Raw genomic sequence first — 25,308 nt, forward strand, 5'->3', positions numbered from 1 at the left:
GCCAACCGAGGAGGAGCCGTGGCGAAGGTCGCCAAGAAGGACCGCGTCAAGCACCGCATCGACCCCGAGTGGCGCGGCGACGACAACGGGTCGCACCCGGTCAGCGAGCTGCACTCGGACCGGCAGGGTGCGCTCTCGCCGTTCGGCGACACCACGTTCCCGCTCGACTCGGTGCCCTACGTGCACCCGGTCACGGAGATCAACCGCCAGGACGCGCCGTAGGTCGTCCCGCTCACCGGCGGACAGTTCGCCCGGTGGGATTTGTGAGCACCCGACAGGGCTAAGCTGCGCTCGTTCCTCGATCGCCGAAGTTGGAGCGCAGCGACATGCCCGTCCCCGGTCCCGGTTACTCCATCACCGTCCGGGTCGAGGCGCCCCCGTCCGCGGGGGCCGCTGGTGACCTCACCAGTGCGGTCGGCCGGGTCGGCGGCGTCATCACCGCGTTCGACGTGGTCGAGTCGCACACCGACCGGGTCGTGGTCGACATCACCTGCAACGCGATGTCGGCCAACCACGCCCGCGACATCTCCGACACCCTCGGCGCGCTGCCCGGGGTCGAGGTGCGCAAGGTGTCCGACCGCACCTTCCTGATGCACCTCGGCGGCAAGATCGAGGTCACCGCCAAGGTCGCGCTGCGCAACCGCGACGACCTCTCCCGCGCCTACACCCCCGGCGTGGCCAGGGTGTGCACCGCGATCGCGGAGAACCCGGACGACGCGCGGCGGCTGACCATCAAGCGCAACACCGTCGCCGTGGTCACCGACGGGTCGGCGGTGCTCGGGCTGGGCAACATCGGCCCCGCCGCCGCGCTGCCGGTGATGGAGGGCAAGGCGGCGCTGTTCAAGAAGTTCGGCTCGGTCGACGCCTGGCCGGTGTGCCTGGACACCCAGGACACCGAGGAGATCATCCGCACGGTGGAGCTGATCGCCCCGGTCTACGGCGGCATCAACCTGGAGGACATCGCCGCGCCGCGCTGCTTCGAGATCGAGGCCCGGCTGCGGGAGAAGCTCGACATCCCGGTGTTCCACGACGACCAGCACGGCACCGCCATCTGCGTGGTCGCCGCCCTGCGCAACGCCCTGCGGGTCGTCGGCAAGGACCTGTCCGACTGCAAGGTCGTGGTCTGCGGCGTCGGCGCGGCGGGCTCGGCGATCATCCGCCTGCTGCTGCAACGCCACACCGGCGACAAGCTCGGCCCGGCCGACATCCTGGCCGTCGACGTCGACGGCATCGTGCACGGCGCCCGCGGCGACACCGACGCGAACCTGCGCTGGGTCGCCACCAACACCAACCGCGACGGGGTGTCCGGTCGGCTGCACGACGCGCTGGTCGGGGCGGACGTGTTCATCGGCGTGTCCGCCCCCAACCTGTTCGGCGCCGAGCAGGTCGCCACCATGGCCCCCGACCCGGTGGTGTTCGCCCTGGCCAACCCGGACCCGGAGATCGACCCGCTGGAGGCCCAGCGGCACGCCGCGGTCGTCGCCACCGGCCGCTCGGACTACCCGAACCAGATCAACAACGTGCTGGCCTTCCCCGGCGTCTTCCGCGGCCTCCTCGACGCCCAGGCCCACACCATCACCGACGAGATGCTGCTCGCCGCCGCCGACGCCATCGCCGACGTGGTCGACGGCGAGCGGCTCAACGCCTCGTTCATCGTGCCCAGCGTCTTCGACGCCGCGGTCGCCCCGGCCGTCGCCGACGCCGTCCGCAAGGCGGCCACCGCCACCGCGTAGCCCGGGGGCCGGGCCGTAGCATCGGCACGTGGGTGAACTGAGCCATGTGGACGCCTCCGGCGCCGCCCGGATGGTCGACGTGTCGGAGAAGGCGGTGACCGCGCGGGTGGCGGTCGCGTCCGGGGTGGTGCGCACCACCGAGGAGGTGGTGGGGCTGCTGCTGCGCGACGGGCTGCCCAAGGGGGACGCGCTGGCCACCGCCCGGATCGCCGGGATCATGGGCGCCAAGCGGACCCCGGACCTCATCCCGCTGTGCCACCCGATCGCGCTGACGGGGGTGAAGGTCGACCTGGTGGCGTCCGGGTCGGAGGTGCGCATCACCGCCACCGCCCGCACCGCCGACCGCACCGGGGTGGAGATGGAGGCGCTGACCGCCGTCGCGGTCTGCGGGCTCACCCTGCACGACATGATCAAGGCCGTGGACCCCGCCGCCGTGCTGGACCAGGTCCGCGTCGACCGCAAGGACGGCGGCAAGACCGGCACCTGGAGCAGGGGAGAAGCATGAGCGAGCGCACCGGCCGGGTGATCACCGCCTCCAACCGGGCGGCGGGCGGGGTCTACCCGGACCGGACCGGACCGCTGATCGCAGCCTGGCTCCGCGACCGCGGCTTCGCCACGCCCGACCCGGCCGTGGTCCCCGACGGCGCCCCGGTCGAGGCGGCGCTGCGCGCGGCCGTGGCCGACTCGGTCGACGTCGTCCTCACCACCGGCGGCACCGGCATCAACCCCACCGACCGCACCCCCGAGGCGACCCGGGCCGTGCTGGACCACGAGGTCCCCGGCCTGGCCGACGCCATCCGCGCCGCGGGCCTGCCGGGGGTGCCCACGGCGGTGCTGTCGCGTGGCCTGGCCGGGGTCGCCGGTCGCACCCTGGTGGTCAACCTGCCCGGCTCCACCGGCGGCGTCCGCGACGGCCTCGCCGTCCTCGACGGCGTCCTGACCCACGCCGTCGACCAACTCCACGGCGGCGACCACCCGGCCCCCGCCGCACAACACCCCGCCCAAGACCACCACCAACCCGCCGTGCAGCAGGCCGATCCCCCCGCGCGGCAGCAGGCCGACCCCGCCGCGCAGCGGTCCGGCCACCGGGTCGAGGCGTCGGACGCCGGGCAGTCGCCCGGCGAGCACCCGGCCCCCGGGGCGCCCGCCGCGGTGCTGCGCGCCGAGGTGTCCGGGGACGACCTGTCGGTCGACGAGCACGCCGCCCTGGTCGACCACCGCGCCGCGGGCGCCGTGGTGACCTTCGCGGGGGTCGTGCGCGACCACGACGGCGGGCGCGGTGTCACGTCCCTGACCTACGAGGGCCACCCCAGCGCCGGGGACGTCCTCGCCGAGGTCGCCGCGGACGTCGCCGCGACCTCCCCGGGGGTGCGCGCGCTGGCGGTCTCGCACCGGGTCGGCGACCTGGCGATCGGGGACACCGCCCTGGCCGTCGCCGTCGCCGCCGACCACCGGGGCGCCGCGTTCGCCACCTGCGCGCGGCTGGTGGACGAGGTGAAGTCCCGGCTGCCGATCTGGAAGCACCAGCGGTTCACCGACGGCACCGACGAGTGGGTCAACTGCCCCTGATCACCGGCTCAGCGCCGCCGACCTGACCTCCGGCGACCTGACCTCCGGCGACCTGACCTCCGGCGACCTGATCGCGGGCGAGCACCCCGAGCACGACCGAGCCCCCGCCGCCCGGGATGGACGGCGGGGGCTCGGGAGCACTCGGCGTGGGAGAACCTACTTCGTGGCGATCTTCTGACCCACGAGGATCAGGTTCGGGTCGCTGATGAAGTTCTTGTTCTTCTCGGCCAGCGACTGCCACCCACCGGCGACGTTGAGCTGGTTGGCGATCTTCGACAGCGTGTCGCCCGCGAGCACGGTGTAGTCACCGGCCGGGTTCGACGTGCTCACCGCGGCGACCGGGGCGGCGGGGGCCGCCTTCTTCGTGGTCGCCTTCGGGGCGGCGGCCTTCGTGGTGGCCTTGGGGGTGGCCTTCTTCTGCGCGGGGGTCGCCTTCTTCGACGTCACCGGCTTCTTCGCGGCGGCGGTGGCGGGCTTGGCGGAGCTGCCCGACTTCTTGCCGCACACCGGCCAGGCGCCGATGCCCTGGGTCTTGAGCACGTTCTCCGCGACGCGGATCTGCTCCTCGCGGCTCGCGTTGTGCGCGGAGCCGCTGCCGCCGTTGGCGCGCCAGGTGCTCGGACTGAACTGGAGGCCGCCGTAATAGCCGTTGCCGGTGCTGGTGCTCCAGTTGCCGCCGCTCTCGCACTGCGCGATCGCGTCCCAGTTCACGGTGTCGGCCGAGGCCGGGGTCGCGGCGACCGCCATCGGGGCGCCGACCGCGACGCCTGCGACGACGACTCGGGCGATGGCGCGCTTGGTGGTGGACGGCTTGCGGTGCTTGCCTCGGTAGGACATTCGGGGATCTCTGGCTCCCGTGCCTGCGTGATCAACGCTGCGGGTCGGGCCCAGTCGTGCGGCCCGGCCGGTGGTGTTCACCCGGCTCCACTGCGATCACGGTTGCCCGTGACCGTCCGTGGTCCCTCGCCCCTGTCCGGAAGTCGCTTTCGCTCGGGGTTGGTTCCCGGGAGGCCGCCGGACAGGGTTCGGCACTACGGACTCCCGGGTACTGCGCGGTCGGTTTCGGGTCCGACCGGAAGCGACGGTACGTAACCGCGTGGGCTTACGGAAATCGGAAGGGGGGTGACCGTCGTCACAGTAACGCCGCGCAACCTCAAACGATCCCCCAGGTTTTCGCTGTTTGGGGAGGTGGGCCGGGCTGTTATTTCGCCGTGTCCTACCCGAGATAATTCACCGAGGGTGAGACCTGCCTTACGCCGATCCCACGTCGTTGGGCCGTTCGGGAAGCCCATCAGCCCCCCGCGAAAGGGGGCAGAACGTCCAAACCGGTTACATCGGGCAGCCGGATGTCGCGGTCACGGACAGCGACACCGTCCAGCAGGAAGCTCGCCGCGGGCAGCACCCGCGCCAACGCCGCGCCGTGCCGGGCGCCCAGGGCGGCCACCGCGTCGGCCACGGTGGCACCCGCGGGCAGGCGCACCGTCTCCTCCCGCACGCCCGCGGCCGCGCGCGCGCCCGCGAAATACCGCACCCGCACCTCGGTCTCGATCACCGGTCAGCCCCCGATCGCGCTCATCGGCCGGTCGGGCTGGGCGAAGCCCGTGTTGTTGATGCCGTGCCCGGCGAGCTTGCCCCACATCGCCGCCCGCCACCGGTCGGCGATCTCCGCGTCCGCCGCGCCCGCGCGCAGCGGGCCGCGCAGGTCGGTCTCGGTCGTGCTGAACAGGCACGACCGCAGCGCCCCGTCCGCGGTGAGCCGGGTGCGGTCGCAGTCGCCGCAGAACGGCCGGGTCACCGAGGCGATCACGCCGACGTCGGCGGGTCCGCCGTCGACCAGCCAGCGCTCGGCCGGGGCGGCCCCGCGCGCGCTCGGCGACGGGGTCAGCGCGAACTCCGCGCCCAGCAGCTCCAGGATCTCCGCCGCGGTCACCATCTCCGAGCGGTCCCAGCCGTGCTGCGGGTCCAGCGGCATCTGCTCGATGAACCGCAGCGCGTACCCGTGCTCGACGCAGAACCGCAGCAGGTCGGCCGCCTCGTCGTCGTTGACCCCGCGCAGCAGCACCGCGTTGACCTTCACCGGGGTCAGCCCGGCGGCGCGGGCGGCGGCGAGGCCGTCGAGGACGTCGGGGAGCCGGTCGCGGCGGGTCAGCTCGGCGTAGCGCTCCCGCCGCACGGTGTCCAGCGAGACGTTCACCCGGTCGAGCCCGGCGGCGCGCAGCGCGTCGGCCCGCCGGGCCAGGCCGACGGCGTTGGTGGTCATCGAGATGCGCGGTCGCGGGCTCAGGGCCGCCACCGAGGCGATCAGCTCCTCCAGGCCCTTGCGCAGGGTCGGCTCGCCGCCGGTGAACCGGACGTCGGTGACGCCCAGGTCCTCGACCGCGATCCTGATCAGCCTGCCCAGCTCCGCGTCCGACAGCATCTGCGAGCCGGGCATCCAGTCCAGGCCCGCGGCGGGCATGCAGTAGGTGCAGCGCAGGTTGCACCGGTCGGTCAGCGACACGCGCAGGTCGGTGGCGATCCGGCCGAAGCCGTCCACCAGCCGGGGGTTGTCGGGGCGTCCGGCGACGCTCGGTACTACGGGCAATCCGAGATCGACCATGCTCACCGGTTCGAGGGTAGTCGCCGGGCGGATGGGGTCGCCGGACCGGGAAATGCCGGTGATCCGGGGTTTCTCGACCGCAAGACCGCAGATGCGGAAGTATGGTCTGTTCCATGCCGCACTATCGGTTTTCTGACGTCGCGCGCCTGCTGGGGGTCAGCGATGACACCGTTCGCCGGTGGGTCGACGCGGGCCACCTCGCCGCGGGGCTGGACGCCTCCGGCCGCAAGGTGGTCGACGGCGCGGTGCTGGCCGAGTTCGCCCGGTCGCAGGCCGAGGCGGCGCCGGACCCCACCGGGGTCGGGCGCTCCGCGCGCAACCGGTTCGTCGGCCTGGTCACCTCGGTCGTGCAGGACGCGGTCATGGCCCAGGTCGAGATCCAGTGCGGCCCGCACCGGGTGGTGTCGCTGATGAGCAGCGAGGCCGTCCGCGAGCTGGGCCTGGCGCCCGGCTCGCTGGCGGTCGCGGTCGTCAAGGCGACCCAGGTCATCGTCGAAACGCCCTGACCCCTCCCGAGGAGATGCCCCGCATGCGCAAGTTCGTCGTCGTGGCCGCCGCGGCCCTCGTCCTCGCGGGCTGCGGCACCGGCTCGGACCAGGGGGGCAGGGCGCTGACCGTCTTCGCCGCCGCCTCGCTCACCGAGTCGTTCACCGCGCTGGAGAAGGAGTTCGAGGCAGGCCACCCCGGCGTCGACGTCCGGCTCAACTTCGCCGGGTCGTCCGCCCTGGCCCAGCAGCTCGCCAACGACGCCGCCGCTGACGTGTTCGCCTCCGCCGACACCGCCAACATGGAGAAGGTGGAGGCCCTGCTCGCCGCCCCCGCCGTGGTGTTCGCGACCAACAAGCTCACCATCGTCACCCCGCCCGGGAACCCGGCGAAGATCACCGGCCTGGCCGACCTGGGCAAAGAAGGCGTGACGACGGTCGTGTGCGCGCCGCAGGTGCCGTGCGGGGCGGCGTCGAAGAAGGCCGCCGACGCCGCCGGGGTCACCCTCCGACCCGCCAGCGAGGAGCAGGACGTCAAGGCGGTGCTGACCAAGGTGCGAGCCGGGGAGGCCGACGCGGGCCTGGTCTACGTCTCCGACGCCAAGGCCGCGGGCGACGGGGTCACCGCGGTCGGGTTCCCCGAGGCGGACAAGGCCGTCAACGACTACCCGATCGCCGTGCTCAAGTCCGCCCCGCAGGCCGACCTCGCCGGGGAGTTCGTGGCCCTGGTGCGCGGCGCCGACGGGCAGGCGGAACTGGCCAGGGCCGGGTTCAGCGCGCCGTGAGCACCCGGGACCGGCGGGTCCGCACCGGCCTGCCGGTCCTGCTGTGGGTGCCCGCCGCGGTCGCGCTGGCCCTGGTGGTGCTCCCGGTGGTCGGGCTCGTCGCGCGCTCGGACCTGTCGTCGCTGCCCGCCAGGATCAGCAGCCCCGGCGCGGTGGCGGCGCTCGGCCTGTCGCTGCGCACCGCCGCACTGTCCACAGTGCTCTGCCTGCTGCTGGGCGGCCCGCTCGCCGTCGTGCTCGCGCGGTCGCGGGTGCCGGGGGTGCGGGTGCTGCGGGCGGTGGTGCTGCTGCCGCTCGTGCTGCCGCCGGTCGTGGGCGGGCTCGCGCTGCTGTACCTGCTGGGGCGCGGCGGCCTGCTCGGCTCGCACCTGCCGGGCGTGCGCATCCCGTACACGACCGCCGCGGTGGTCATCGCCCAGGTGTTCGTGGCGATGCCGTTCCTCGTCGTCGGCCTGGAGGGGGCGCTGCGCACCGCGGGGGAGCGGTACGAGGCGGTCGCGGCGACGCTCGGGGCGCGGCCGTGGACGGTGTTCCGGCGGGTGACCGTGCCGCTGGTGCTGCCCGCCCTGGGCTCCGGCCTGGTGCTCTCGTTCGCCCGCGCGCTGGGGGAGTTCGGCGCCACGATCACCTTCGCCGGCTCGCTGGAGGGGGTCACGCGAACCCTTCCGTTGCAGGTCTACCTGCTCGCCGAGACCGATGTGGACGGTGCGGTGGCGCTGTCGCTGCTGCTGGTGGTCGTGGCCGTCGCGGTGATCGCCGTGGCCCGGCCGCGCGCGCTGCGGGGGCAGCGGTGAGCGGGCTGTCCGCGCGGGTGCGGGTGGCGCGGGACCGGTTCACCCTGGACGTCGCGGTCGAGGTGGCGGCCGGGGAGGTCGTCGCCGTCCTCGGCCCCAACGGCTCCGGCAAGTCCACGCTGCTCGACGTCCTCGCCGGGCTGCTGCTGCCCGACCACGGCCGCGTCACCGTCGACGACCGGGTGCTGACCGACACCGCCACCGGCGTCCGGCTGCCCCCGGCCCGGCGCGGCGTCGGGCTGCTGGCACAGGACGCGCTGCTGTTCCCGCACCTGACCGCCCTGGCGAACGTCGCCTTCGGCCCCCGCGCCACCGGGGCGCGGCGCGGGCGGGCGGACGAGGTGGCCCGGCACTGGCTGGCCGAGGTGGGCGCCGCGGAGTTCGCCGACCGCAAACCCGCCGCGCTCTCCGGCGGCCAGGCGCAGCGGGTGGCCCTGGCCAGGGCGCTCGCGGCCGAACCGGGGCTGCTGCTGCTCGACGAACCCTTCGCCGCCCTCGACGTCGACGCCACCCCGGTCCTGCGCGGGGTCGTCCGCCGCGTGCTGGCCGCGACCGGGCGCACGGCGCTGCTGGTCACCCACGACCCGCTCGACGCCCTGGCCCTCGCCGACCGCGTCCTGGTCCTCACCGATGGTCGGGTCGTCGAGGACGGCCCGACCCGCGCGGTGCTGTCCCGCCCGCGCACGGCGTTCACCGCCCGCGTCGCGGGCCTCAACCTCGTCTCCGGCACCGGCGACCCGGCGGGCCTGCGCACCCCCGACGGAACCCTGGTCGCCGCCGCCGCAGGGCCGCCCGGCGAACCGGCCGTCGCCGTCTTCCGCCCCGCCGACGTCGCCGTCTACACCAGCCCAGCCCAGGGCAGCCCCCGCAACGTCTTCGCCGCCGTCGTCGCCGCCCTCGAACCGCACGGCGACACCGTCCGGGTCCGCGCCGCCGCCACCCCCGGCGGCCCGGCCTGGGTCACCGGCCTCGCCGCCGACCTGACCCCCGCCGCCGTCGCCGACCTGGCCCTGGAACCCGGCACCCCCGTCCACCTCAGCGTCAAGGCCGCCGCCGTCGCCGTCCACCCGGCCGGGACCGCCGCGGCTGGGTAGCGTCTGCGCCATGGTCTGGACGTACCTGATGGACATGGACGGCGTGCTGGTGCACGAGGAGCACCCCATCCCCGGCGCGGCCGAGTTGATCGCCGAGCTGACCGCCCAGGGCAACCCCTTCCTGGTGCTGACCAACAACTCCATCTACACCCCGCGCGACCTGCGCGCCCGCCTGCTGCGCACTGGCCTCGACGTGCCCGAGCGGTCCATCTGGACCTCCGCGCTGGCCACCGCCCGCTTCCTCGACAGCCAGCGCCCGCACGGCTCGGCGTACGTCATCGGCGAGGCGGGCCTGACCACCGCCCTGCACGAGATCGGCTACACCCTCACCGACCGCGACCCGGACTACGTCGTGCTCGGCGAGACCCGCACCTACAGCTTCACCGCGATCACCCGCGCCATCCGCCTGGTCGAGGAGGGGGCCCGGTTCATCGCCACCAACCCCGACGCCACCGGCCCCAGCCGCGAGGGGTCGCTGCCCGCCACCGGCGCGGTCGCCGCCCTGATCGAGCGGGCCACCGGCCGCGCCCCCTACTACGTGGGCAAGCCCAACCCGCTGATGATGCGCTCGGGCCTGCGCGCGCTCGGCGCCCACTCCGAGAACACCCTGATGATCGGCGACCGGATGGACACCGACGTCCGCAGCGGCCTGGAGGCGGGCCTGCGCACCATCCTGGTGCTCACCGGCATCTCCGGCCTGGACACCGCCGACCGCTTCCCCTACCGGCCCACCCGGGTGATCGAATCGGTGGCCGATCTCGTGGGCCGAACGGCCGAACCCTTTCCCACCGGGTGAACACCCCAGGTCACCACGGGGACCATCGCTGCGCACGCGTTTCACCCCTCGCCTATCGTCAGTGGTGTGGAGCACGACCCTGTTGAGCCCGTCGAGACCTACGTGGTCGGCGACGTGCACGGCCACCGCGACGAACTGGTGGCCGCACTGCACGAGGTAGGCCTGGTCGACCCCGGCGGGACCTGGACCGGCGGCACCGCCCACCTGTGGTTCCTCGGCGACTTCGTCGACCGCGGCCCGGACGGCATCGGCGTGATCGAACTCGTCATGCGCCTCTCGGCCGAAGCGGCGGCGGCGGGCGGGCAGGTGCAGACCCTCCTCGGCAACCACGAGATCCTGCTGCTGGGGATGCACCGGTTCGGCGACACCGACGTCCCGTCCGACTTCGGCCCGCGCAGCTTCGCCAGGAGCTGGGAGATGAATGGCGGCCTGCTGTCGGACCAGGAGGCCCTGACCCCCGTGCACGTCGACTGGCTCACCGACCGCCCGGTGGTGGCCCTGGTCGGCGAAGACCTGCTGATGCACTCCGACACCCTGGAGTACCTGGGCTGGGGCGAGGACCTGGAGACGGTGAACGCCTCGGTCCGCGAGATCCTGCACTCCGACGACCTGTTCCAGTGGTGGGAGCTGTGGCGCCGGATGACCACCAGGTACGCCTTCCGCGGCCCGCACGGGGAGGACGCGGTCGACCGGCTGCTCGCCGCCTACGGCGGGCGGATGGTCATCCACGGCCACAGCGTCATCGCCGACCAGCTCGGCCTGCCCCCGGCCCTGATCGAGGGCCCGTACGAGTACGCGGGCGGCAAGGCCCTGGGCGTGGACGCGGGCCTGTTCGTCGGCGGCCCGTGCCTGGTGGTCAGGCTGCCGTGGTCGTCGGCGGCCTCCGACGAGGCCGACTTCGACGCCGCGATCGCCGAGGCCGAACGCGCCCGGGAAGCCGCCATGGCCACCCCGCCGGAACCCGAGCCCACCGAGCCTGAACCCGCCGAGCCCGAGCCCACCGAGCCCGAGCCCACCGAGGCTGAGCCTGCTGAGGCCGAGCCCGATTCCGCCCAGTCGGGGGAGTCTGCTCAGGCCGCCGACTCGCTGCAGACCGCCGGAGCGGACGCGGTCGAGCCCGTCGAGTCGGCCGAGGGCGCCGAGCCGATCGAGCCCGCCGACGGCGAGTCCGCTGTGGACACCGGGCGGGCCGGGGCCACCGACCCCGCCAAGGGGTAGCGGCGGGGTCAGCGGGCGTACGTGGCCGGGTAGTAGCGGTCCGGGGTCGGGACGATGCGGGTGCCGAGCGGGATCAGGCTGACCGGGATGAGCTTGAAGTTCGCGATCCCCAGCGGGATGCCGATGATCGTCACGCACAGCGCCACCCCGGTCACCAGGTGGCCGATGGCCAGCCACCAGCCCGCGACGATGATCCAAATGATGTTCCCCAGCAGCGAGGCCGCCCCCGCGTCCCGGCGCGATTCGACCGTGCGCCCGAAGGGCCACAGCGCGTAGTTGGCGATGCGGAACGAGGCCAACCCGAACGGGATCGTGATGATCAGGATGCAGCAGAGAATGCCCGCGACGAGGTAGCCGAGGGCCATCCAGAAGCCGCAGAGGATGAGCCAGATCAAGTTCAGGATCAGTCGCACACCACCCAGTGTCCAGGAAAACTCGAAGTCACGTCGGGCCCGGGCGGGGAACTAGGGTGACGGGGAGCACACGCCGACGGCGAGGAGACCCGCGATGACGCCCGCACTGCCCAGCTACGCCTCCGGCACCTCCGACGTCCCGCTGCTCGGCGACACCATCGGCGCCGACCTCGACCGCACGGTCGCCGCCCACGGTGATCGGGAGGCGCTGGTCGACCGGGGCACGGGCAGGCGCTGGACCTACGCCGAGTTCGCCAGGGACGTCAACGCCGTGGCGCACGGCCTGCTGGGCCTCGGGGTGGGCAAGGGCGACCGGGTGGGCATCTGGGCGCCGAACTGCGCGGAGTGGGTGCTCACCCAGTACGCCACCGCGAAGGTCGGCGCGATCCTGGTCAACATCAACCCGGCGTACCGGGTCCACGAACTCCAGTACGTCCTCAACCAGGCGGGCATCCGCACCCTGGTCGCCGCCGAGGGCTTCAAGACCTCCGACTACGCCGCGATGATCGAGGAGGTCCGCCCGAACTGCGCCGCGCTCGAAGACGTCGTCCTCATCGGACAGGAGACGTGGAACGCCCTGCTGGCCACCGAAGGCGATCCCGCCACCCTGGCCGGGATCGGCGCCACCCTCTCCGCCGACGACCCGATCAACATCCAGTACACCTCGGGCACCACCGGTTTCCCCAAGGGCGCCACCCTCAGCCACCACAACATCCTCAACAACGGCTTCTTCGTCGGCGAACTCTGCTCCTACACCGAGCAGGACCGCATCTGCATCCCGGTGCCCTTCTACCACTGCTTCGGCATGGTCATGGGGAACCTGGCGGCCACCAGTCACGGCGCGTGCGTGGTCATCCCCGCCCCCGGCTTCGACCCGGCGGCCACCCTCGCCGCCACCGCCGAGGAGAAGTGCACCTCCCTCTACGGGGTGCCGACCATGTTCATCGCCGTCCTCGCCGAACCGGGGCTCGACGGGCTGGACCTGAGCGCGCTGCGCACCGGGATCATGGCCGGGTCGCCGTGCCCGGTGGAGGTGATGAAGCAGGTGATCGACCGGTTGGGCATGACCGAGGTGACCATCTGCTACGGCATGACCGAGACCTCCCCGGTGTCCACCCAGACCCGCGCCGACGACAGCGTCGAGCGCCGGGTGTCGACGGTGGGCCGGGTGCACCCGCACCTGGAGGTCAAGGTCGTCGACCCGGACAGCGGGCGGACGCTGCCGCGCGGCGAGCCGGGGGAGCTGTGCACCCGCGGGTACTCGGTGATGCTGGGCTACTGGGAGCAGCCGGACAAGACCGCCGAGGCCGTCGACGCCGCCCGCTGGATGCACACCGGCGACCTCGCGGTGATGGACGGCGAGGGCTACCTCAACATCACCGGCCGCATCAAGGACATGGTGATCCGCGGCGGCGAGAACGTGTACCCGCGCGAGGTCGAGGAGTTTCTCTACACCCACCCCGCCGTCCTCGACGCCCAGGTCATCGGTGTCCCCGACCCCCGCTACGGCGAGGAGTTGATGGCCTGGGTCCGCCTGCGCGACGGCGCCGGGCCGCTCACCGCCGAGGCGGTGCGCGAGTTCTGCACCGGCAAGCTGGCCCACTACAAGATCCCCCGCTACGTGCACGTGGTCGACGAGTTCCCGATGACGGTGACGGGCAAGGTCCGCAAGGTGGAGATGCGCGCCGCCGCCGTGCAGATCCTCGGCCTCGACGCCCCCGCCGAGACCGCTTGACCGCCGTGATCCACACCCGCTCGCCGGGATGCAGGGTCTGACGTGGGCATTGGCATCGCGTGACAAGAAATGAATGGGAATCGGGTTTGTGGTGTCGGCCTCTTTGACACCGTGGATGCCCGGTGACAACGTGGCCCCATGACCACCTTCCGAGCGCGGGTTCCGTACGCCGAGGCCGCCAAGGCCCTGCTGCGCGACACCCTGTTCGACGCGGCGGGTGAGCTGCTGCGCCACCGGGGCTGGTCGGACCTGACCATGGCCGACGTGGCGACCGCGGCCGGGGTCAGCAGGCAGACGCTGTACAAGGAGTTCGGGTCCCGCCCGGCGTTCGCCCAGGCCTACATCCTGCGTGAGGCCGACCGGTTCCTCGGTGCCGTCGAGGAGGCGGTGCGGGTCAACTCCGACGACCCCAAGGCCGCGGTGACGGCCGCGTTCGAGGTGTTCCTGGCCGCCGCCGCCGAGCAGCCGCTGGTGAAGGCCATCGTGGCCGGTGACGGTGGCGACGGGCTGCTCAACCTGGTCACCAACCAGGCCGGGCCGGTGCTGTCGCAGGCGACCGCGCGGCTGACCGCGTGCCTGAAGACCACCTGGCCCGACATCCCCGAGGCCGACCTGCGGTTCGTCTCGGAGAACCTCGTGCGCCTCGCGGTGAGCCACGCCGCCTCGCCGTCGGCGCAGCCGCAGGGCACGGCGCGGTCGGTGGCGGCGGTGTTCGGGCCCTACCTGGACTCCCTGGTCGCCGCCGCCCGATGAGCCTGGTCGTCGGGTTCGACCTGGACATGACGCTGATCGACGCCCGGCCCGGGATGGCCGCGGCGATGGACGCGCTGGCCGGGGAGAGCGGGCTGCCGCTCGACGGCGCGCACTTCGCGGCGAACCTGGGGCCGCCGCTGGACATGGTCCTGCGCGGGTTCGAGGCACCGGAGGAGCGCATCCCCGGGCTGATCGACCGCTTCCGCGCGCTCTACCCCACCGTCGTCATCCCCTCGACGCTGGCGCTGCCCGGGGCCGCGGCGGCGCTCGACGCGGTGAAGGCCCGCGGCGGCCGGACCCTGGTCGTCACCGGCAAGTACGGCCCCAACGCCGCCCGGCACCTGCGGCAGTTCGGCTGGGAGGTCGACGCGCTCGTGGGCGAGGCGTGGGCCGAGGCCAAGGGGGTCGCCCTGCGCGAGCACGGGGCCGGGATCTACGTCGGCGACCACGGCGGCGACGTCCTCGGGGCCAAGGCCGCCGGTGCGGTCGCGGTCGGCGTGGCCACCGGCCCGTACACCGCCGAGCGGCTGCTCGCCGAGGGCGCCGACGTGGTGCTCGACAGTCTGACCGGGTTTCCCGCCTGGCTGGACGGGTACCTAGCGGCGACCGGTGCGGACGGTGCTCACCACGGCGAGCACCAGGCCCAGCGGTAGCGCCATCGACACGCCCCACAGCCACGGGGCCTGCCGGTCGACCGCGGCCAGCACGAAGATGGCGACCACGGCGAGCAGGCCGACGGCGAACAGCACGAGCGCGGTGGTGAACACCCGGCTGGGCCGGGCAGCGCGGCGGGCGGGAACGGTCATGGGCCCAGGATAGTTCTTCCTGGTGGACCGGCGTCCGGTAACGCCGGGGTGGTGTGGAGGCGAACAACACCTCGCACCCCCGTGTGGCCTACGCTTGGGGCGACGCGTCCAGGGGCACGCCCCCGGGCGCGTCGTCTTGTGCGGGCGCCGGGTGCGCCCCCGCGAGGCGGGGGACTCCAGACGACGAGGGAACGGTGAGATCAGTGCCGACCGGCAAGGTCAAATGGTACGACTCGGAGAAGGGCTTCGGGTTCGTCACGCAGGACGAGGGCGAGGACGTGTACGTCCGCTCCTCCGCCCTGCCCGCCGGCGTGCCCGGGCTCAAGGCCGGGCAGCGCATCGAGTTCGGCGTCGCCGACGGCCGCCGCGGCCCGCAGGCGCTGTCGGTGCGGCTCATCGACGCCCCGCCGTCGGTGGTGGAGGCCCGGCGCAGGCCCGCCGAGGAGCTGCACGGCCTGGTCGAGGACATGATCAAGCTGCTGGAATCGGCGGTGCAACCGGACCTGCAGCGCAACCGCTACCCCGACCGCAAGGTCACCAAGCGGGTTGCCGAGGTCATGCGCGCGGTGTCCCGGGAACTCGACCCGTAACCGCTAGCGCTCCACGGTTTCCATGTCCCAGTACGCGGAGACCACCGGTTCGATGCCGTTGAGGAACACGATCTGCTGGACCGACACCAGCAGCAGCCGCCGGGAACCGGGTGGCAGGGTCAGCGTGAAGGCGTGCTGCTCGTCCTTCGGGAAGAACGCCTTGCTGCCCCCGTCGACCCGGTTGCCGGTGGCGTCGAGGTAGGAGAACGAGACCGTCCAGGCGCCGTCGCTCAGCTCGGCGGGCACCGAGATCTGGACCGGGGCGCCCTGGCGGGTCTTGAGCTGCACCAGCGCGCCCTCGTCGCGGATCGCGCGGCCCTCGGCCAGGTCGAAGCGGACCCGGGGGGTGGTCGCGGCGGACTGGCCGTCGGTGTAGAAGGTGACCTCGGGCTGCTGCGGGGCGGCGCACCCGGCCAGCACGGCAACGGCGCTGGCCACGGTGGCGATCAGGACTCGACGCACGGCGCTGACCCTACGGTGCCCCGTGCGGCTCCTGCGGCGGGGGCACGGCCTCGCCGCGGCGGGCGAACCGGGCGCCGTCGAGCGCACCGGACCGGCTCGGCCGCGCCGGGCGCTCCCCGCCGAGGCCGGGGATCAGCGAGCCGCCGCGCCGGGTCAGCACCGTCTGCGCCAGGCCCAGCGCCAGCATCGCCGAGACCACCAGGAACCCCACCCACCAGATCGGCGGCAGCAGCACGCCGGTCGCGCCGCCGAGCACCCAGCCCAGTTGCAGCACGGTCTCCGAGCGGCCGAACGCCGAGGCCCGCGACTCCTCCGGCAGGTCGTCCTGGATCACCGCGTCCAGGCTGTTCTTGGCCAGCGCGCTGGCCACCGCCCCGATCAGCCCCACCAGCGCGGCGGTGGCGATCCCGGCGACCACGGTGGCGACCAGCGTCGACACCAGCGACCCGATCACGCAGCCCAGCACCACCTGCTCCGGGTTGCCCACGTGGACGCGGGCGCCGATGGCGTTGCCGAGGAAGCTGCCCGCCCCCGCCGCGCCCGCGATCAACCCGAGCAGCAGCAACTGCTGGAACGGCTCGGCCTCGTTCTGCGCCCGGGTGGCGAACGCGGCGAACATCATCAGGAACCCGGTCAGCACCCGCACGGTGCCGTTGCCCCACAGCGACACCACCACGTGCCTGCCCATGGGTTGGCGCTTGGGCTTGTCCGGGCGCGCGCTGATCGACGCGGGCACCTCGCCCTCGGTGACCTCCACCCACGCCGGGATGCGCAGCGCCTGCACCCCGCCCACCACGCAGACGACCACGGTGAACCACAGCGCGCCGGGGGAGTCGAACAGGTTTGCCAGGCCCGCCGCGACCGCGCCGAACACCCCGCCCGCGGCCAGGCCGAACACGGTCAGCCGGGCGTTGGTCTTGGCCAGGGTGATCTCCGGTGGCAGCACCCTGGGGGTGATCGCCGCCTTGAGCACGGTGAACGACTTGGACAGCACCATCTTGCCCAGCGCCGCCGGGTAGAGCAGCCAGTCGTTGAAGTGCAGCGCCATGACCACGCACATCAGCGCCTGCCCGAGCGACACCGCGCACATCGCCAGCCGCCGGCCGCGCTGCAACCGGTCGAGCAGCGGGCCGATCACCGGCGCCACCAGCGCGAACGGGGCCACCGTGATCAGCAGGTAGAGCGCGACCTTGCCCTTGCTCTCCCCGCTGGCGGCGGAGAAGAACAGGGTGTTCGCCAGGGCCACCGCCATCGCCGCGTCGCTGGCGTAGTTGAGCATGGTGGCGTAGGTGAGGGCGGTCAGGCCGGACTTGTCCGCGCCGTCGGCGTTGGCGGCCTTGCGGAACGCGGCCACGGCCTGGGTGGTGAGCTGCCTGCCGCGCAGCGCCGCGACCCGGGTGACGGTCAGCTTCTTCGGGTACTGGGGGGCGCCGGGTCGGTCGCCGGGAGCGCCCGCGACCGGGTCGGTCGGGCGGCGGTGGTCGTCACGGTGGGGGTCGTCGCGGTGGGGGTGGTCGCGGTCGTGCCGGTCGTCGGGGTACCGGTCGTGCCTGCCGCGATCGTCCGGCCTGCGGTCCCGGTACTGGTCGCCCCGGTGGCGGTCTTCGCGGTGGGGCTCGTCGTGGCGGCTGTCGTACCGGCTTCCGCTGCGGTCGCCGTGGCCACCGCCGTCGTAGCCGTAGCCGTCGTGGCCGCCGTGGCCGTGCCGGTCGTCGTGCCGGTCGCGGCGGTCGGCGAAGCGGTCGGTGCGGCGGTCGTCCGGGTGGCGGTCGTCGCGGTGGAGGTCGCGGTCGTCGGGGCGGCGGTAGCGGTCGGAGAACCGCTCGCCGCGGTCGTCGCGCGGCGGCGGGGTGCCGTGCGGGTGGCCGTAGGAGTCGGTGCGGCGGGTGTCGCCGTGGTGGCGGTCGTCCAGTGGCGGCAGGTTCCCCCGGCCGCGGCGCTGGAGGTCGCCGTAGGTCTCGAACTGCGGTTCGCCGGGGTCGTCCAGCGGTCGGGTGGCCCGGCGGGGGCGCTCGGCCCAGCCGACGGGTCCCCGGCGCGGCGGTTCCGGCGCAGGCTCGCGCTCCGCGGACCCCTGGCCCTCGGGCTGCGCGGCGAAGCCCCACCCCCGGCGCCCCTTGCGGGACCGGCGGTCGGCGGGGTTGTCATCGGAGCCCGAGCGGAACACAGCACCCATCCTGCCGTACCGGACCCCTGCTCAGCAGGAGGACGGGCAGGTCGGGGACGTCACCCGGCGGGGGCGAACCGGATTCGGAACATGGCGGGCCACAGCTTCCCGGTGACCAGGAACTCGTCGGTGCCGGGGATCGCGGCGATCCCGTTCAGCACGTCGGTGCCCCGGCGCTCGGTCTCGGTCAGCAACCCGGTGAGTTCGGCCACCCCGGTCACCCGCCCGGTCGCCGGGTCGATCCGCACGACCCGATCGGTCTGCCACACGTTGGCCCAGACCTGCCCGCCGACGCACTCCAGCTCGTTGAGCTGCCGCACCGGGGCGCCGTCGGCGTCGCGGACGGCGACCCGGCCGGTCTCGGCGAAGGTCAGCGGGTCGCGGAAGGTCAGCGCGTCGGACCCGTCGCTCATGACCAGCCTGCCGCCGTCGTGGCACAGGCCCCAGCCCTCCCCGGCGTAGGCCACCCGGCGGCGCTCGGCCAGCGTGGCCCGGTCGCGCTCGATGGCCACGCCATCGGTCCAGGTGAGCTGCCAGATGCGGTCGTCGACCACGGTGATGCCCTCGCCGAACAGGTCCCCGGCCACCGGCGCCCGGCTCGTCACGGCCCCGGTCTGCGGGTCGGTCGCCCGGATCTCCGACTTCCCGGCCAGCCCGGTGCCCTCGTAGAGGGTGCCGTCGGCGATCTCCAGGCCCTGGGTGAACGCCGACGGGTCGTGCGGCAGCCGCTGCACCACCTGCGCCGACAGCCGCGCCGAGCCGGTCGCGGCGGGGGCCGGGGGCGGGGTCGGGGCGGGGGTGGAGCAGGCGGTCACCGCGGTCAGCAGCAGCGCGGCGAGGGCGGTCTGGCGAGGGGACACCCGCCCAGCCTGGCACGGCTGTCCGCGGCGTTCGGGGCGTGGGGCACAATCACCCGTGATGACCTCGACGCGAGCACCAGAAGCCGACACCGACCCCGCGCTGATCGCCGCGGTCGGGATCGCGCGCGCCGCCGCCAGGGAACAGGCCGGGGCTGACGTGGGCGAGCACGTCGCCGTGGCGCCCGAGGACGCCGCGGCCGCCACCCACCTGTTCGAGGCGGAGCTGCCCGGTTACCTGGGCTGGCGCTGGGCGGTCACGGTCGCCAACGGCGGGCCCGGCACCGAGGTCACCGTCAGCGAGGTCGTGCTGCTGCCCGGCCCGGACGCCATGGTCGCCCCGCAGTGGGTGCCCTGGCACGAGCGGGTCCGCCCCGGCGACATGGGCGTCGGCGACCTGCTGCCCACCGCCCCGGACGACGACCGCTTGGTCCCCGGCCACGCCGCCTCCGACGACCCGGCGATCGAGGCCCTGGCCGTCGAGGTCGGCCTCGGCCGCCCCCGCGTCCTGTCCCGCGAGGGCAGGCTCGACGCCGCCGACCGCTGGAAGACCGGCGACTTCGGCCCCGGCGCCGACATGGCCCGCGGCGCCCCCGCGCACTGCGGCACCTGCGGCTTCTACGCCCCGGTCGCCGGCTCCCTCGGTGCCGCCTTCGGCGTCTGCGCCAACGAGATCGCCCCCGCCGACGGCCGGGTGGTGCACGCCGAGTACGGCTGCGGTGCCCACTCCGAGGCCGAGGTTGAGCAGGTCTCCCCGGTCCTCGTCGCCGAACTCATGTACGACGACTCCACCCTCGACGTGGAGATCACCCCGCGCACCGGGGCCCCCGACAGCGAGGTCCCCGACGGCGAGCAGCTCGCCGAGGTCGCCGAGGTCCCCGCCGTCGACGAGGCGGCCCCCGCCGAGGCCACCGACGGCCCCGCCGAGCTGTCCCCCGAGGCCGAAGCCGTCCTCGACGCCGCCGACACCACCCCCACCGCCACCGTCCAGCCGCCCGGCACCACCGCCGAGCAGGCTCCCGCCACCGCAGCCGACCCGGCTGTGGCCGAGCAGGCCCCCGCCGTCGGTTCGACCGAGGCCCCCGTCTCCGCCGGGGACCCGGTCGTCGCCGCCGCTTCCGCGCCCGAGTCCTCCGGGACCGGTACGACCACCGCCGAGCAGGCTCCCGCGCCCACCGGCGTGGTCGCCGATCCGGCGGGCGTTCTCGCGACCGCAGCCGATCCCGCCATCGCCGAGCAGTCCGGCGAGCAGGCCGGGCCCACCGACGTGGCCGCGGCCGAGCCGGCCACCCCCGACCACGCCATCGCGGTCGACGCCCTGGACCCCATCCCGGCCGAACCGGTCGTCGACCCGGCTTCCGCCGTCGACGACCGCGCGGCGGGGGCGCCCACCGGTTCCACCGAGCCCGCCCCCGGGGACGGGCCGGTCGACCCGGCCGCCGCCGTGGCCCCGGAAGCAGCCTCCGAAACAGCACCGGCCCCCGACTCCTCCATCGATCAGGCCGTGGCCGCGGTGGCGCAGGGTGAGGTGTCCGCGGACGGGTCCGGTCAGCCCGAGCCCGACGACCGCGGGTGAGCGCCACCCCCGACCCGTTCGGCACCGAGGCCCTGCGCACGTCCGTGCTGACGGCGTGGTCCTCGTCGCCGACCCGCTTCCGCGAGGACGCCAACGCCGAGGAGGACCTGTACCTCGGCGGGTACCGCGACCGCCTGCTCGTCGAGCTGGCCCAGAACGCCGCCGACGCCGCGGACGGCGGCGGCACGCTGCGGTTGGCGCTCGTCGACGGTGAGCTGCGCGCCGCCAACACCGGTCGCCCCCTCGACGCCGACGGCGTCACCGCGCTGGCGTCGTTGCGCGCCTCGGCCAAGCGGCCGTCGCAGGGGGTCGGTCAGTTCGGGGTCGGGTTCGCCGCGGTGCTCGCGGTCACCGACGCGCCGAGGGTGGTCACCGCGGGCGGCGGGGTCGCCTTCTCCGCCGAGCGCACCCGCGCCCAGCTCGCCGGCCACCCGGACCTGGCGTCCCGCGCCGACGGGCGCGGTGGCCGGGTCCCGGTGCTGCGCCTGGTGTGGCCGACCGATGGCGAGGTGCCGCCGGAAGGGTTCGCCACCGAGGTGCGCCTGCCCCTGCGCTCCGGTGTGGACGGTTCGGCGCTGCTGGCCGGGTTCGCCGCCCAGGCCGCCGACCTGCTGCTCGCCCTCCCCGGGCTGACCCGGATCGAGATCGGTGCCGACACCTGGTCGCGGGTCGACGCGGGGGAGTCGCGGCTGGAGGTGCACGGCCCGGGCGGTGTCGCCGGGTGGCTGGTGCACCGGGTGTCCGGTGTGCTGCCGGACGAGGTCGTCGCCGTGCTCGGGGTCGAGGCCCAGGAGCGTCCGCAGTGGTCGGTCGGCTGGGCGGTCCGCGTTGACGCGCAAGGGGTTCCACTGCCCCTCGGTGACGACGTGCTGCACGCCCCCACCCCCACCGACGAACGCCTGTCGCTGCCCGCGCGCCTGATCGCCACGCTGCCGATCGAGCCGTCGCGGCGGCGCCTGCGCCCCGGTCCGGCGGCGGACGCCGTGCTCGCCGAGGCCGCTCGCGCCTACCCGGACCTGGTGGCGATGACCCCGCCGGAGCACCGCACCGCCCTGGTCCCCGCGGTCGGCTTCCCGCTGTCCGAAGTGGACGAGCGACTGCGCGGGCTGCTGCTCTCCCGCCTGCGCCAGGCGGCCTGGCTACCGGCCGCCGGTGACCAGGAGCCCCGCTGGCTGCCGCCCGCCCGCGCCAACGTCCTCGACGCCGACGGCGCGGGGCTGGCCGACCTGGTCTCCGCGGTGCTGCCCGACGTCGCCGCCGGGTTCCTCTCCGCGCAGCCGCACGCCGCCGCCCTGGCCGCCCTCGACGTCACCCGCCGCGGCCTCGGCGAGGTCGTGGAGTCGATCACCGGCACCACCCGCCCGCCGCGGTGGTGGCACGACCTCTACACCGCGCTCGCCCCCGCCGTGGAGACCGACGCCGCGGTCCGCACCGAGCTGGGCGCCCTGCCGGTCCCGCTGGCCGACGGCCGCACCCTGCCCGGCCCGGCGGGCGCGATCATGGTCGACGACCCGGAGCTGCTGGAACTGCTCACCACCGCCGAGGTCGGCGCCCTGCGCGTCGTGCACGCCCAGGCCGCCCACCCGGTCCTCGAACGCCTCGGCGCCCGCGTCGGCGGCCCCGCCGACCTGCTCGACGCGGGCGGCCTGCAGGACGCGGTCGAGCGCAGCCTCGACGACGTGGAATCCGGGGTGGACACCCGGGGCCTGGTCTCGGTGGTCCTGCGCCTCACCCGGGACGCGGGAGTCCGCACCGGTGAGCGCCCCTGGCTGGGCGCCCTGGCCCTGCCCGACTCGGTGGGCGACTGGCGCCGGGCCGACGAACTCGCCCTCCCCGGCTCCCCCCTGCTCGACGTCCTGGACGACGACGCCCCGGTGGGCGTGCTCGCCGAGGAGGTCGCCGCCGAGTGGCCCGCCCACGTCCTCACCGCCCTGGGTGTCCTCGACGCGTTCGCCCTGGTGGTCGACGAGGCCCCCACGGGCCCCGACCACGGCCTGGCCGACGAGGCGCAGTGGTGGGACGCCCGGCCGGAGCCCCCGGCCCGCGTCCTCGCCGTCCGCGACCTCGACCTGGTGACCGACGAGGCGTGGCCCCGGGCGCTGGGCCTCCTCGCCGCCGAACCCGACACCTGGCGGGCCCTGCACGAACCCGGTGGCTACACGGGCTGGTGGATCGCCCGCAACGCCGTCCTCGCCGGACACCCCCCGACCGACTGGCGCCTGCCGGGCGCCGAGGACCTGGCGGGCCTCTACGACGTCGTCCCCGACACCGGCACCGACCCCCGGGTGCTCGCCGCCATCGGCGTCCGCACCGCGCTGGCGGTCGACGACGCCGACGACGCCGAGGACCTGCTGATCCGCCTGGGCGACCCCGACCGGGGCGTGCACCCCGGGGCCGTCCTGCGCACCCACGCCGCCCTCGCCGAGGCGGTGGCCGAGGACCTGTTCGACCCCGCCGACGTCCGCCCGCCGGAGAACACCCGCACCCTGGCGGGCACGGTCGCGGCGGACTGCGTGGTCCTGGACGCCCCGTGGCTGCTGGCGGTACTGGACGAGGACCAGGTCGTCTCGGCTGGCCCCGACTTCACCCTCGCGGAGCCGCTGGCCGAACTGCTGGACCTGGAACTGGCCACCGACGTGGTCGGCGCGGACGTCGTCTCCGCCGGGGAACCGGTGCCGTGGTCGGAACTCGGCGCGGTCGCCGCCGCGTGCGAACTCCTCGGGGTCGAACCGCCCGAGGGCAACGCGGTGGTCCACGACAAGCTGGTGGTCCGGACCTCCGGTGGCGACCACGTGGTGTCGTGGTGGGTGGCCGACGGGGTGCCGCACTGCGCGGACACGCCGGAGGCGCTGGCCAGGGCTCTGGCGTGGACGACCGACCGGTGGTCGGAGCGGCACCTGCTGACGGCCCTCATCGAGGAGCCCGCGCACTACCTGACCTGAGCCGGGGGCCTCAGTCGACCTTCTGGGCGGTCCGGGAGCCCCGCTCGGCCGCGCGCTGCTGCCACAGCATGATGCCTGCCCCTACTATCCCCAGTGCCACACCGGACAGTGCGGTCCACAGCCAGATCGGCGGGGTCCGGTCGAACGCGTACCGCGCGACGGCCAGGGCCACCGCCACCACAATCCACCCGCCGGTGCCGACGTAGACGACGGGGGCCAGTGCCAGCAACCGCCGCGGCAGCGGGGGTGGGGGGCGCAGGGGCTCCCCGTTCTGGTTCTCCGCCGTTCCGGCCACACCCGGGAGGCTACGCCATGGCCACCGACCCGAAGTCCGAGGCGACCGACGGGCCCGGTCCCGATCCCGCCCGCGAGACCGCACCGCCCACCCCGGGCGCCGCGGACCCCGCCCGCCCGGCCGCGGCACCCGACCGCTCGGAGACGAGCGGCCACCAGGGCGCGCCGGAGCGCGGGCGCGGCGGGCAGCGGTCCGCGGTCGACCGGTTCTTCAAGATCAGCGACCGGAACTCGACCATCGGCCGGGAGGTCCGCGGCGGGATCGTCACGTTCGTGACCATGGCCTACATCGTGGTGCTGAACCCGCTGATCCTGGGCAGCTTCTCCGCCGACGACCCGGGGGCGCACAGGGACCTGTTCGGCGACGTCCTGCCGGTCGGGCAGGTCGCGGCGGTCACCGCGCTGGTCGCGGGGGTGATGACGATCCTGTTCGGGATGGTGGCGAACGCGCCGTTCGCGCTGGCGGCCGGGCTGGGGATCAACACGCTCGTCGCCGTGACCATCGCGCCGCAGATGTCGTGGGCCGAGGCCATGGGGCTGGTGGTGGTCAACGGGCTCGTGGTGCTGCTCCTGGTGCTCACCGGGGTGCGCAAGGCGGTCTTCGACGCCGTCCCCGGCCCGCTCAAGAGCGCGATCGCGGTGGGGATCGGGCTGTTCATCACGATCATCGGGCTGGTCGACGCCGGGTTCGTGCGGCGGCTGCCGGACGCGGCGGGCACGACCGTCCCGGTGGGACTGGGCATCAACGGGTCCATCGCGTCCTGGCCGACGCTGGTGTTCGTGGTGGGCCTGGTGCTGATGGGCGTCCTGGTGGCCAAGAGGGTGCGCGGCGCGATCCTGATCGGGGTGCTCGCGACGACGGTGTTCGCCATCGTGCTGGAGGCGGTCGTGCACGCGGGGCCGTCGGCGGGGGTCAACCCGAAGGGCTGGAACCTGGGCTACCCGGGGCTGCCGGAGGACATCCTCTCGCTGCCGGACCTGTCCCTGCTCGGTGAGGTGTCGTTCGGGGCGTGGGGGCGGATTCCGGCGCTGACCGCGGCCCTGCTCGTGTTCACCCTGGTGCTGACCGACTTCTTCGACACCATCGGCACCATGACCGGGCTGGGCAAGGAGGCGGGCCTGGTCGACGCGGACGGCCAGTTGCCGAACACGAACCGGGCGCTGTTCGTCGACGGCGTCGGCGCGGTCGCGGGCGGGGTGGCGTCGTCGAGTTCGAACACGGTCTACATCGAGTCGGCGGCCGGGATCGCCGAGGGTGCGCGGACCGGGTTGGCCAACGTGGTGACCGGGCTACTGTTCCTCGCCGCGATGTTCCTGACCCCGCTCTACCAGGTGGTGCCGATCGAGGCGGCGGCCCCGGCGCTGGTGGTGGTCGGGGCGATGATGATGGCCCAGGTCGCCGAGATCGACTTCAGCGACTTCACCATCGCGCTGCCCGCGTTCCTGACCATCGTCGTCATGCCGTTCACCTACTCGATCGCCAACGGCATCGGCGCCGGGTTCATCACCTTCGTGCTGTTGCGGGTCGTCACCGGCAAGTCCCGCCGGGTGCACCCGCTGATGTGGTTCGTGGCGGTGGCCTTCGTCGTCTACTTCGCCATCGGGCCGATCGAGGCCGCCCTCAACGCCTGACACCCCGC

25 protein-coding genes and 1 pseudogene are annotated in these 25,308 nt (G+C 74.2%); 17 read left to right on the plus strand and 9 right to left on the minus strand.

Going from position 1 to position 25,308, the window contains the following annotated elements:
• The first annotated feature begins 18 nt into the window (after positions 1 to 18).
• The 4 genes from UO65_RS29440 to UO65_RS29455 all read left to right on the plus strand — a co-directional run bounded on the left by UO65_RS29440 (position 19) and on the right by UO65_RS29455 (position 3,302).
• Positions 19 to 222 carry a hypothetical protein gene (locus UO65_RS29440; protein WP_035289029.1) on the plus strand — a complete coding sequence of 68 codons (204 nt, stop codon included), beginning with the start codon at positions 19 to 21 and terminating at the stop codon, positions 220 to 222.
• A 104-nt stretch (positions 223 to 326) separates the two neighbouring features.
• Entirely contained in the window at positions 327 to 1,733 is a 1,407-nt protein-coding gene (locus UO65_RS29445) for an NAD-dependent malic enzyme (RefSeq protein ID WP_035289032.1), read from the plus strand.
• Positions 1,734 to 1,761: 28 nt separating this feature from the next.
• Entirely contained in the window at positions 1,762 to 2,238 is a 477-nt protein-coding gene (gene moaC / locus UO65_RS29450; RefSeq protein ID WP_035289034.1) for a cyclic pyranopterin monophosphate synthase MoaC, read from the plus strand.
• Positions 2,235 to 3,302, plus strand: coding sequence for a molybdenum cofactor biosynthesis protein MoaE (locus UO65_RS29455; RefSeq protein WP_035289037.1), 1,068 nt, complete (start codon positions 2,235 to 2,237; stop codon positions 3,300 to 3,302). Before moaC ends, UO65_RS29455 begins: the two co-directional genes overlap by 4 nt.
• A 156-nt stretch (positions 3,303 to 3,458) precedes the next feature.
• Here UO65_RS29455 and UO65_RS38865 read toward each other — a convergent pair whose 3' ends face one another.
• From UO65_RS38865 to moaA, 3 genes are all read right to left on the minus strand, one after another.
• On the minus strand, positions 3,459 to 4,139 hold the full coding sequence (locus UO65_RS38865) for a LysM peptidoglycan-binding domain-containing protein (protein WP_035289040.1): 681 nt from the start codon (positions 4,137 to 4,139) through the stop codon (positions 3,459 to 3,461).
• Positions 4,140 to 4,593: 454 nt separating this feature from the next.
• A complete protein-coding gene (locus tag UO65_RS37075) occupies positions 4,594 to 4,854 on the minus strand; it encodes a MoaD/ThiS family protein (protein ID WP_181399860.1) in 261 nt (86 codons plus the stop codon).
• 3 nt (positions 4,855 to 4,857) lie between these two features.
• The gene (gene moaA, locus UO65_RS29470; protein ID WP_052021956.1) at positions 4,858 to 5,901 is read right to left on the minus strand and encodes a GTP 3',8-cyclase MoaA; all 1,044 of its coding nucleotides are present in this window, start codon (positions 5,899 to 5,901) and stop codon (positions 4,858 to 4,860) included.
• Between the two features lie 113 nt (positions 5,902 to 6,014).
• Here moaA and UO65_RS29475 point away from each other — a divergent pair, with 113 nt between their 5' ends.
• The 6 genes and pseudogenes from UO65_RS29475 to UO65_RS29500 all read left to right on the plus strand — a co-directional run.
• Positions 6,015 to 6,407 (plus strand): TOBE domain-containing protein, encoded by a 393-nt coding sequence (locus UO65_RS29475; protein ID WP_035289045.1) that lies wholly within the window; start codon positions 6,015 to 6,017, stop codon positions 6,405 to 6,407.
• A gap of 23 nt (positions 6,408 to 6,430) precedes the next feature.
• On the plus strand, positions 6,431 to 7,171 hold the full coding sequence (gene modA, locus UO65_RS29480) for a molybdate ABC transporter substrate-binding protein (RefSeq protein ID WP_035289048.1): 741 nt from the start codon (positions 6,431 to 6,433) through the stop codon (positions 7,169 to 7,171).
• 29 nt (positions 7,172 to 7,200) lie between these two features.
• On the plus strand, positions 7,201 to 7,965 hold the full coding sequence (locus UO65_RS29485; RefSeq protein ID WP_052021970.1) for an ABC transporter permease: 765 nt from the start codon (positions 7,201 to 7,203) through the stop codon (positions 7,963 to 7,965).
• On the plus strand, positions 7,962 to 9,059 hold the full coding sequence (locus UO65_RS29490) for a sulfate/molybdate ABC transporter ATP-binding protein (RefSeq protein ID WP_052021957.1): 1,098 nt from the start codon (positions 7,962 to 7,964) through the stop codon (positions 9,057 to 9,059). The genes UO65_RS29485 and UO65_RS29490 overlap by 4 nt, the downstream gene beginning before the upstream one ends.
• A 10-nt stretch (positions 9,060 to 9,069) precedes the next feature.
• Positions 9,070 to 9,855: an HAD-IIA family hydrolase gene (locus tag UO65_RS29495; RefSeq protein WP_052021959.1), complete on the plus strand. Its 786-nt coding sequence runs from the start codon at positions 9,070 to 9,072 to the stop codon at positions 9,853 to 9,855.
• 66 nt (positions 9,856 to 9,921) lie between these two features.
• Positions 9,922 to 10,725, plus strand: a pseudogene (locus tag UO65_RS29500) (metallophosphoesterase family protein); the annotation flags it as partial.
• 356 nt (positions 10,726 to 11,081) lie between these two features.
• Here UO65_RS29500 and UO65_RS29505 read toward each other — a convergent pair.
• Entirely contained in the window at positions 11,082 to 11,486 is a 405-nt protein-coding gene (locus UO65_RS29505) for a YccF domain-containing protein (RefSeq protein WP_035289056.1), read from the minus strand.
• A 94-nt stretch (positions 11,487 to 11,580) separates the two neighbouring features.
• Between UO65_RS29505 and UO65_RS29510 the strand changes: the two genes are divergently transcribed.
• From UO65_RS29510 to UO65_RS29520, 3 genes are all read left to right on the plus strand, one after another.
• Entirely contained in the window at positions 11,581 to 13,221 is a 1,641-nt protein-coding gene (locus UO65_RS29510) for an AMP-binding protein (RefSeq protein WP_035289059.1), read from the plus strand.
• Positions 13,222 to 13,359: 138 nt separating this feature from the next.
• Positions 13,360 to 13,974, plus strand: coding sequence for a TetR/AcrR family transcriptional regulator (locus UO65_RS29515; RefSeq protein WP_035289062.1), 615 nt, complete (start codon positions 13,360 to 13,362; stop codon positions 13,972 to 13,974).
• Positions 13,971 to 14,627 (plus strand): HAD family hydrolase, encoded by a 657-nt coding sequence (locus UO65_RS29520; protein WP_052021961.1) that lies wholly within the window; start codon positions 13,971 to 13,973, stop codon positions 14,625 to 14,627. Before UO65_RS29515 ends, UO65_RS29520 begins: the two co-directional genes overlap by 4 nt.
• Here the strand turns inward: UO65_RS29520 and UO65_RS29525 are convergent.
• Positions 14,571 to 14,780 carry a hypothetical protein gene (locus UO65_RS29525; protein ID WP_035289065.1) on the minus strand — a complete coding sequence of 70 codons (210 nt, stop codon included), beginning with the start codon at positions 14,778 to 14,780 and terminating at the stop codon, positions 14,571 to 14,573. The two genes, UO65_RS29520 and UO65_RS29525, sit on opposite strands and share 57 nt — an antisense overlap.
• A 203-nt stretch (positions 14,781 to 14,983) precedes the next feature.
• Between UO65_RS29525 and UO65_RS29530 the strand changes: the two genes are divergently transcribed.
• The gene (locus tag UO65_RS29530; RefSeq protein WP_035289067.1) at positions 14,984 to 15,370 is read left to right on the plus strand and encodes a cold-shock protein; all 387 of its coding nucleotides are present in this window, start codon (positions 14,984 to 14,986) and stop codon (positions 15,368 to 15,370) included.
• A gap of 3 nt (positions 15,371 to 15,373) precedes the next feature.
• Here UO65_RS29530 and UO65_RS33815 read toward each other — a convergent pair whose 3' ends face one another.
• From UO65_RS33815 to UO65_RS29550, 3 genes are read right to left on the minus strand one after another with little or no spacing between them, the layout of a single operon-like run.
• Positions 15,374 to 15,832 carry a DUF2771 family protein gene (locus UO65_RS33815; RefSeq protein WP_052021963.1) on the minus strand — a complete coding sequence of 153 codons (459 nt, stop codon included), beginning with the start codon at positions 15,830 to 15,832 and terminating at the stop codon, positions 15,374 to 15,376.
• A 10-nt stretch (positions 15,833 to 15,842) separates the two neighbouring features.
• A complete protein-coding gene (locus tag UO65_RS29540; protein ID WP_152552338.1) occupies positions 15,843 to 18,008 on the minus strand; it encodes an MFS transporter in 2,166 nt (721 codons plus the stop codon).
• A 50-nt stretch (positions 18,009 to 18,058) separates the two neighbouring features.
• On the minus strand, positions 18,059 to 18,859 hold the full coding sequence (locus UO65_RS29550; RefSeq protein ID WP_052021965.1) for a glutaminyl-peptide cyclotransferase: 801 nt from the start codon (positions 18,857 to 18,859) through the stop codon (positions 18,059 to 18,061).
• A gap of 58 nt (positions 18,860 to 18,917) precedes the next feature.
• Between UO65_RS29550 and UO65_RS38870 the strand changes: the two genes are divergently transcribed.
• Both UO65_RS38870 and UO65_RS29560 read left to right on the plus strand, forming a co-directional pair.
• On the plus strand, positions 18,918 to 20,432 hold the full coding sequence (locus tag UO65_RS38870) for a DUF3027 domain-containing protein (RefSeq protein WP_063936041.1): 1,515 nt from the start codon (positions 18,918 to 18,920) through the stop codon (positions 20,430 to 20,432).
• Positions 20,429 to 23,374 (plus strand): sacsin N-terminal ATP-binding-like domain-containing protein, encoded by a 2,946-nt coding sequence (locus tag UO65_RS29560; RefSeq protein WP_035289070.1) that lies wholly within the window; start codon positions 20,429 to 20,431, stop codon positions 23,372 to 23,374. Before UO65_RS38870 ends, UO65_RS29560 begins: the two co-directional genes overlap by 4 nt.
• 10 nt (positions 23,375 to 23,384) lie before the next feature.
• On the opposite strand, the gene UO65_RS29565 is transcribed toward UO65_RS29560, so the two are convergent.
• Entirely contained in the window at positions 23,385 to 23,669 is a 285-nt protein-coding gene (locus tag UO65_RS29565) for a DUF2530 domain-containing protein (RefSeq protein ID WP_052021967.1), read from the minus strand.
• 17 nt (positions 23,670 to 23,686) lie between these two features.
• On the opposite strand from UO65_RS29565, the gene UO65_RS29570 reads away from it, so the two are divergent.
• The gene (locus tag UO65_RS29570; RefSeq protein ID WP_084176373.1) at positions 23,687 to 25,300 is read left to right on the plus strand and encodes an NCS2 family permease; all 1,614 of its coding nucleotides are present in this window, start codon (positions 23,687 to 23,689) and stop codon (positions 25,298 to 25,300) included.
• The last annotated feature ends 8 nt before the right edge of the window (positions 25,301 to 25,308 follow it).

The sequence above is a fragment of the Actinokineospora spheciospongiae genome (assembly GCF_000564855.1).
Lineage (GTDB): Bacteria > Actinomycetota > Actinomycetes > Mycobacteriales > Pseudonocardiaceae > Actinokineospora > Actinokineospora spheciospongiae.

What these genes read in the sequence shown, in the direction of transcription:
- UO65_RS38865 (WP_035289040.1), bottom strand. Translation starts at nt 4,139, where the DNA reads ATGTCCTACCGAGGCAAGCACCGCAAGCCGTCCACCACCAAGCGCGCC.
- UO65_RS29540 (WP_152552338.1), bottom strand. Translation starts at nt 18,008, where the DNA reads ATGGGTGCTGTGTTCCGCTCGGGCTCCGATGACAACCCCGCCGACCGC.
- moaA (WP_052021956.1), bottom strand. Translation starts at nt 5,901, where the DNA reads ATGGTCGATCTCGGATTGCCCGTAGTACCGAGCGTCGCCGGACGCCCC.
- UO65_RS29475 (WP_035289045.1), top strand. Translation starts at nt 6,015, where the DNA reads ATGCCGCACTATCGGTTTTCTGACGTCGCGCGCCTGCTGGGGGTCAGC.
- UO65_RS29525 (WP_035289065.1), bottom strand. Translation starts at nt 14,780, where the DNA reads ATGACCGTTCCCGCCCGCCGCGCTGCCCGGCCCAGCCGGGTGTTCACC.
- UO65_RS29520 (WP_052021961.1), top strand. Translation starts at nt 13,971, where the DNA reads ATGAGCCTGGTCGTCGGGTTCGACCTGGACATGACGCTGATCGACGCC.
- UO65_RS29570 (WP_084176373.1), top strand. Translation starts at nt 23,687, where the DNA reads ATGGCCACCGACCCGAAGTCCGAGGCGACCGACGGGCCCGGTCCCGAT.
- UO65_RS29455 (WP_035289037.1), top strand. Translation starts at nt 2,235, where the DNA reads ATGAGCGAGCGCACCGGCCGGGTGATCACCGCCTCCAACCGGGCGGCG.
- UO65_RS38870 (WP_063936041.1), top strand. Translation starts at nt 18,918, where the DNA reads ATGACCTCGACGCGAGCACCAGAAGCCGACACCGACCCCGCGCTGATC.
- UO65_RS29510 (WP_035289059.1), top strand. Translation starts at nt 11,581, where the DNA reads ATGACGCCCGCACTGCCCAGCTACGCCTCCGGCACCTCCGACGTCCCG.
- UO65_RS29495 (WP_052021959.1), top strand. Translation starts at nt 9,070, where the DNA reads ATGGTCTGGACGTACCTGATGGACATGGACGGCGTGCTGGTGCACGAG.
- UO65_RS29515 (WP_035289062.1), top strand. Translation starts at nt 13,360, where the DNA reads ATGACCACCTTCCGAGCGCGGGTTCCGTACGCCGAGGCCGCCAAGGCC.
- modA (WP_035289048.1), top strand. Translation starts at nt 6,431, where the DNA reads ATGCGCAAGTTCGTCGTCGTGGCCGCCGCGGCCCTCGTCCTCGCGGGC.
- UO65_RS29445 (WP_035289032.1), top strand. Translation starts at nt 327, where the DNA reads ATGCCCGTCCCCGGTCCCGGTTACTCCATCACCGTCCGGGTCGAGGCG.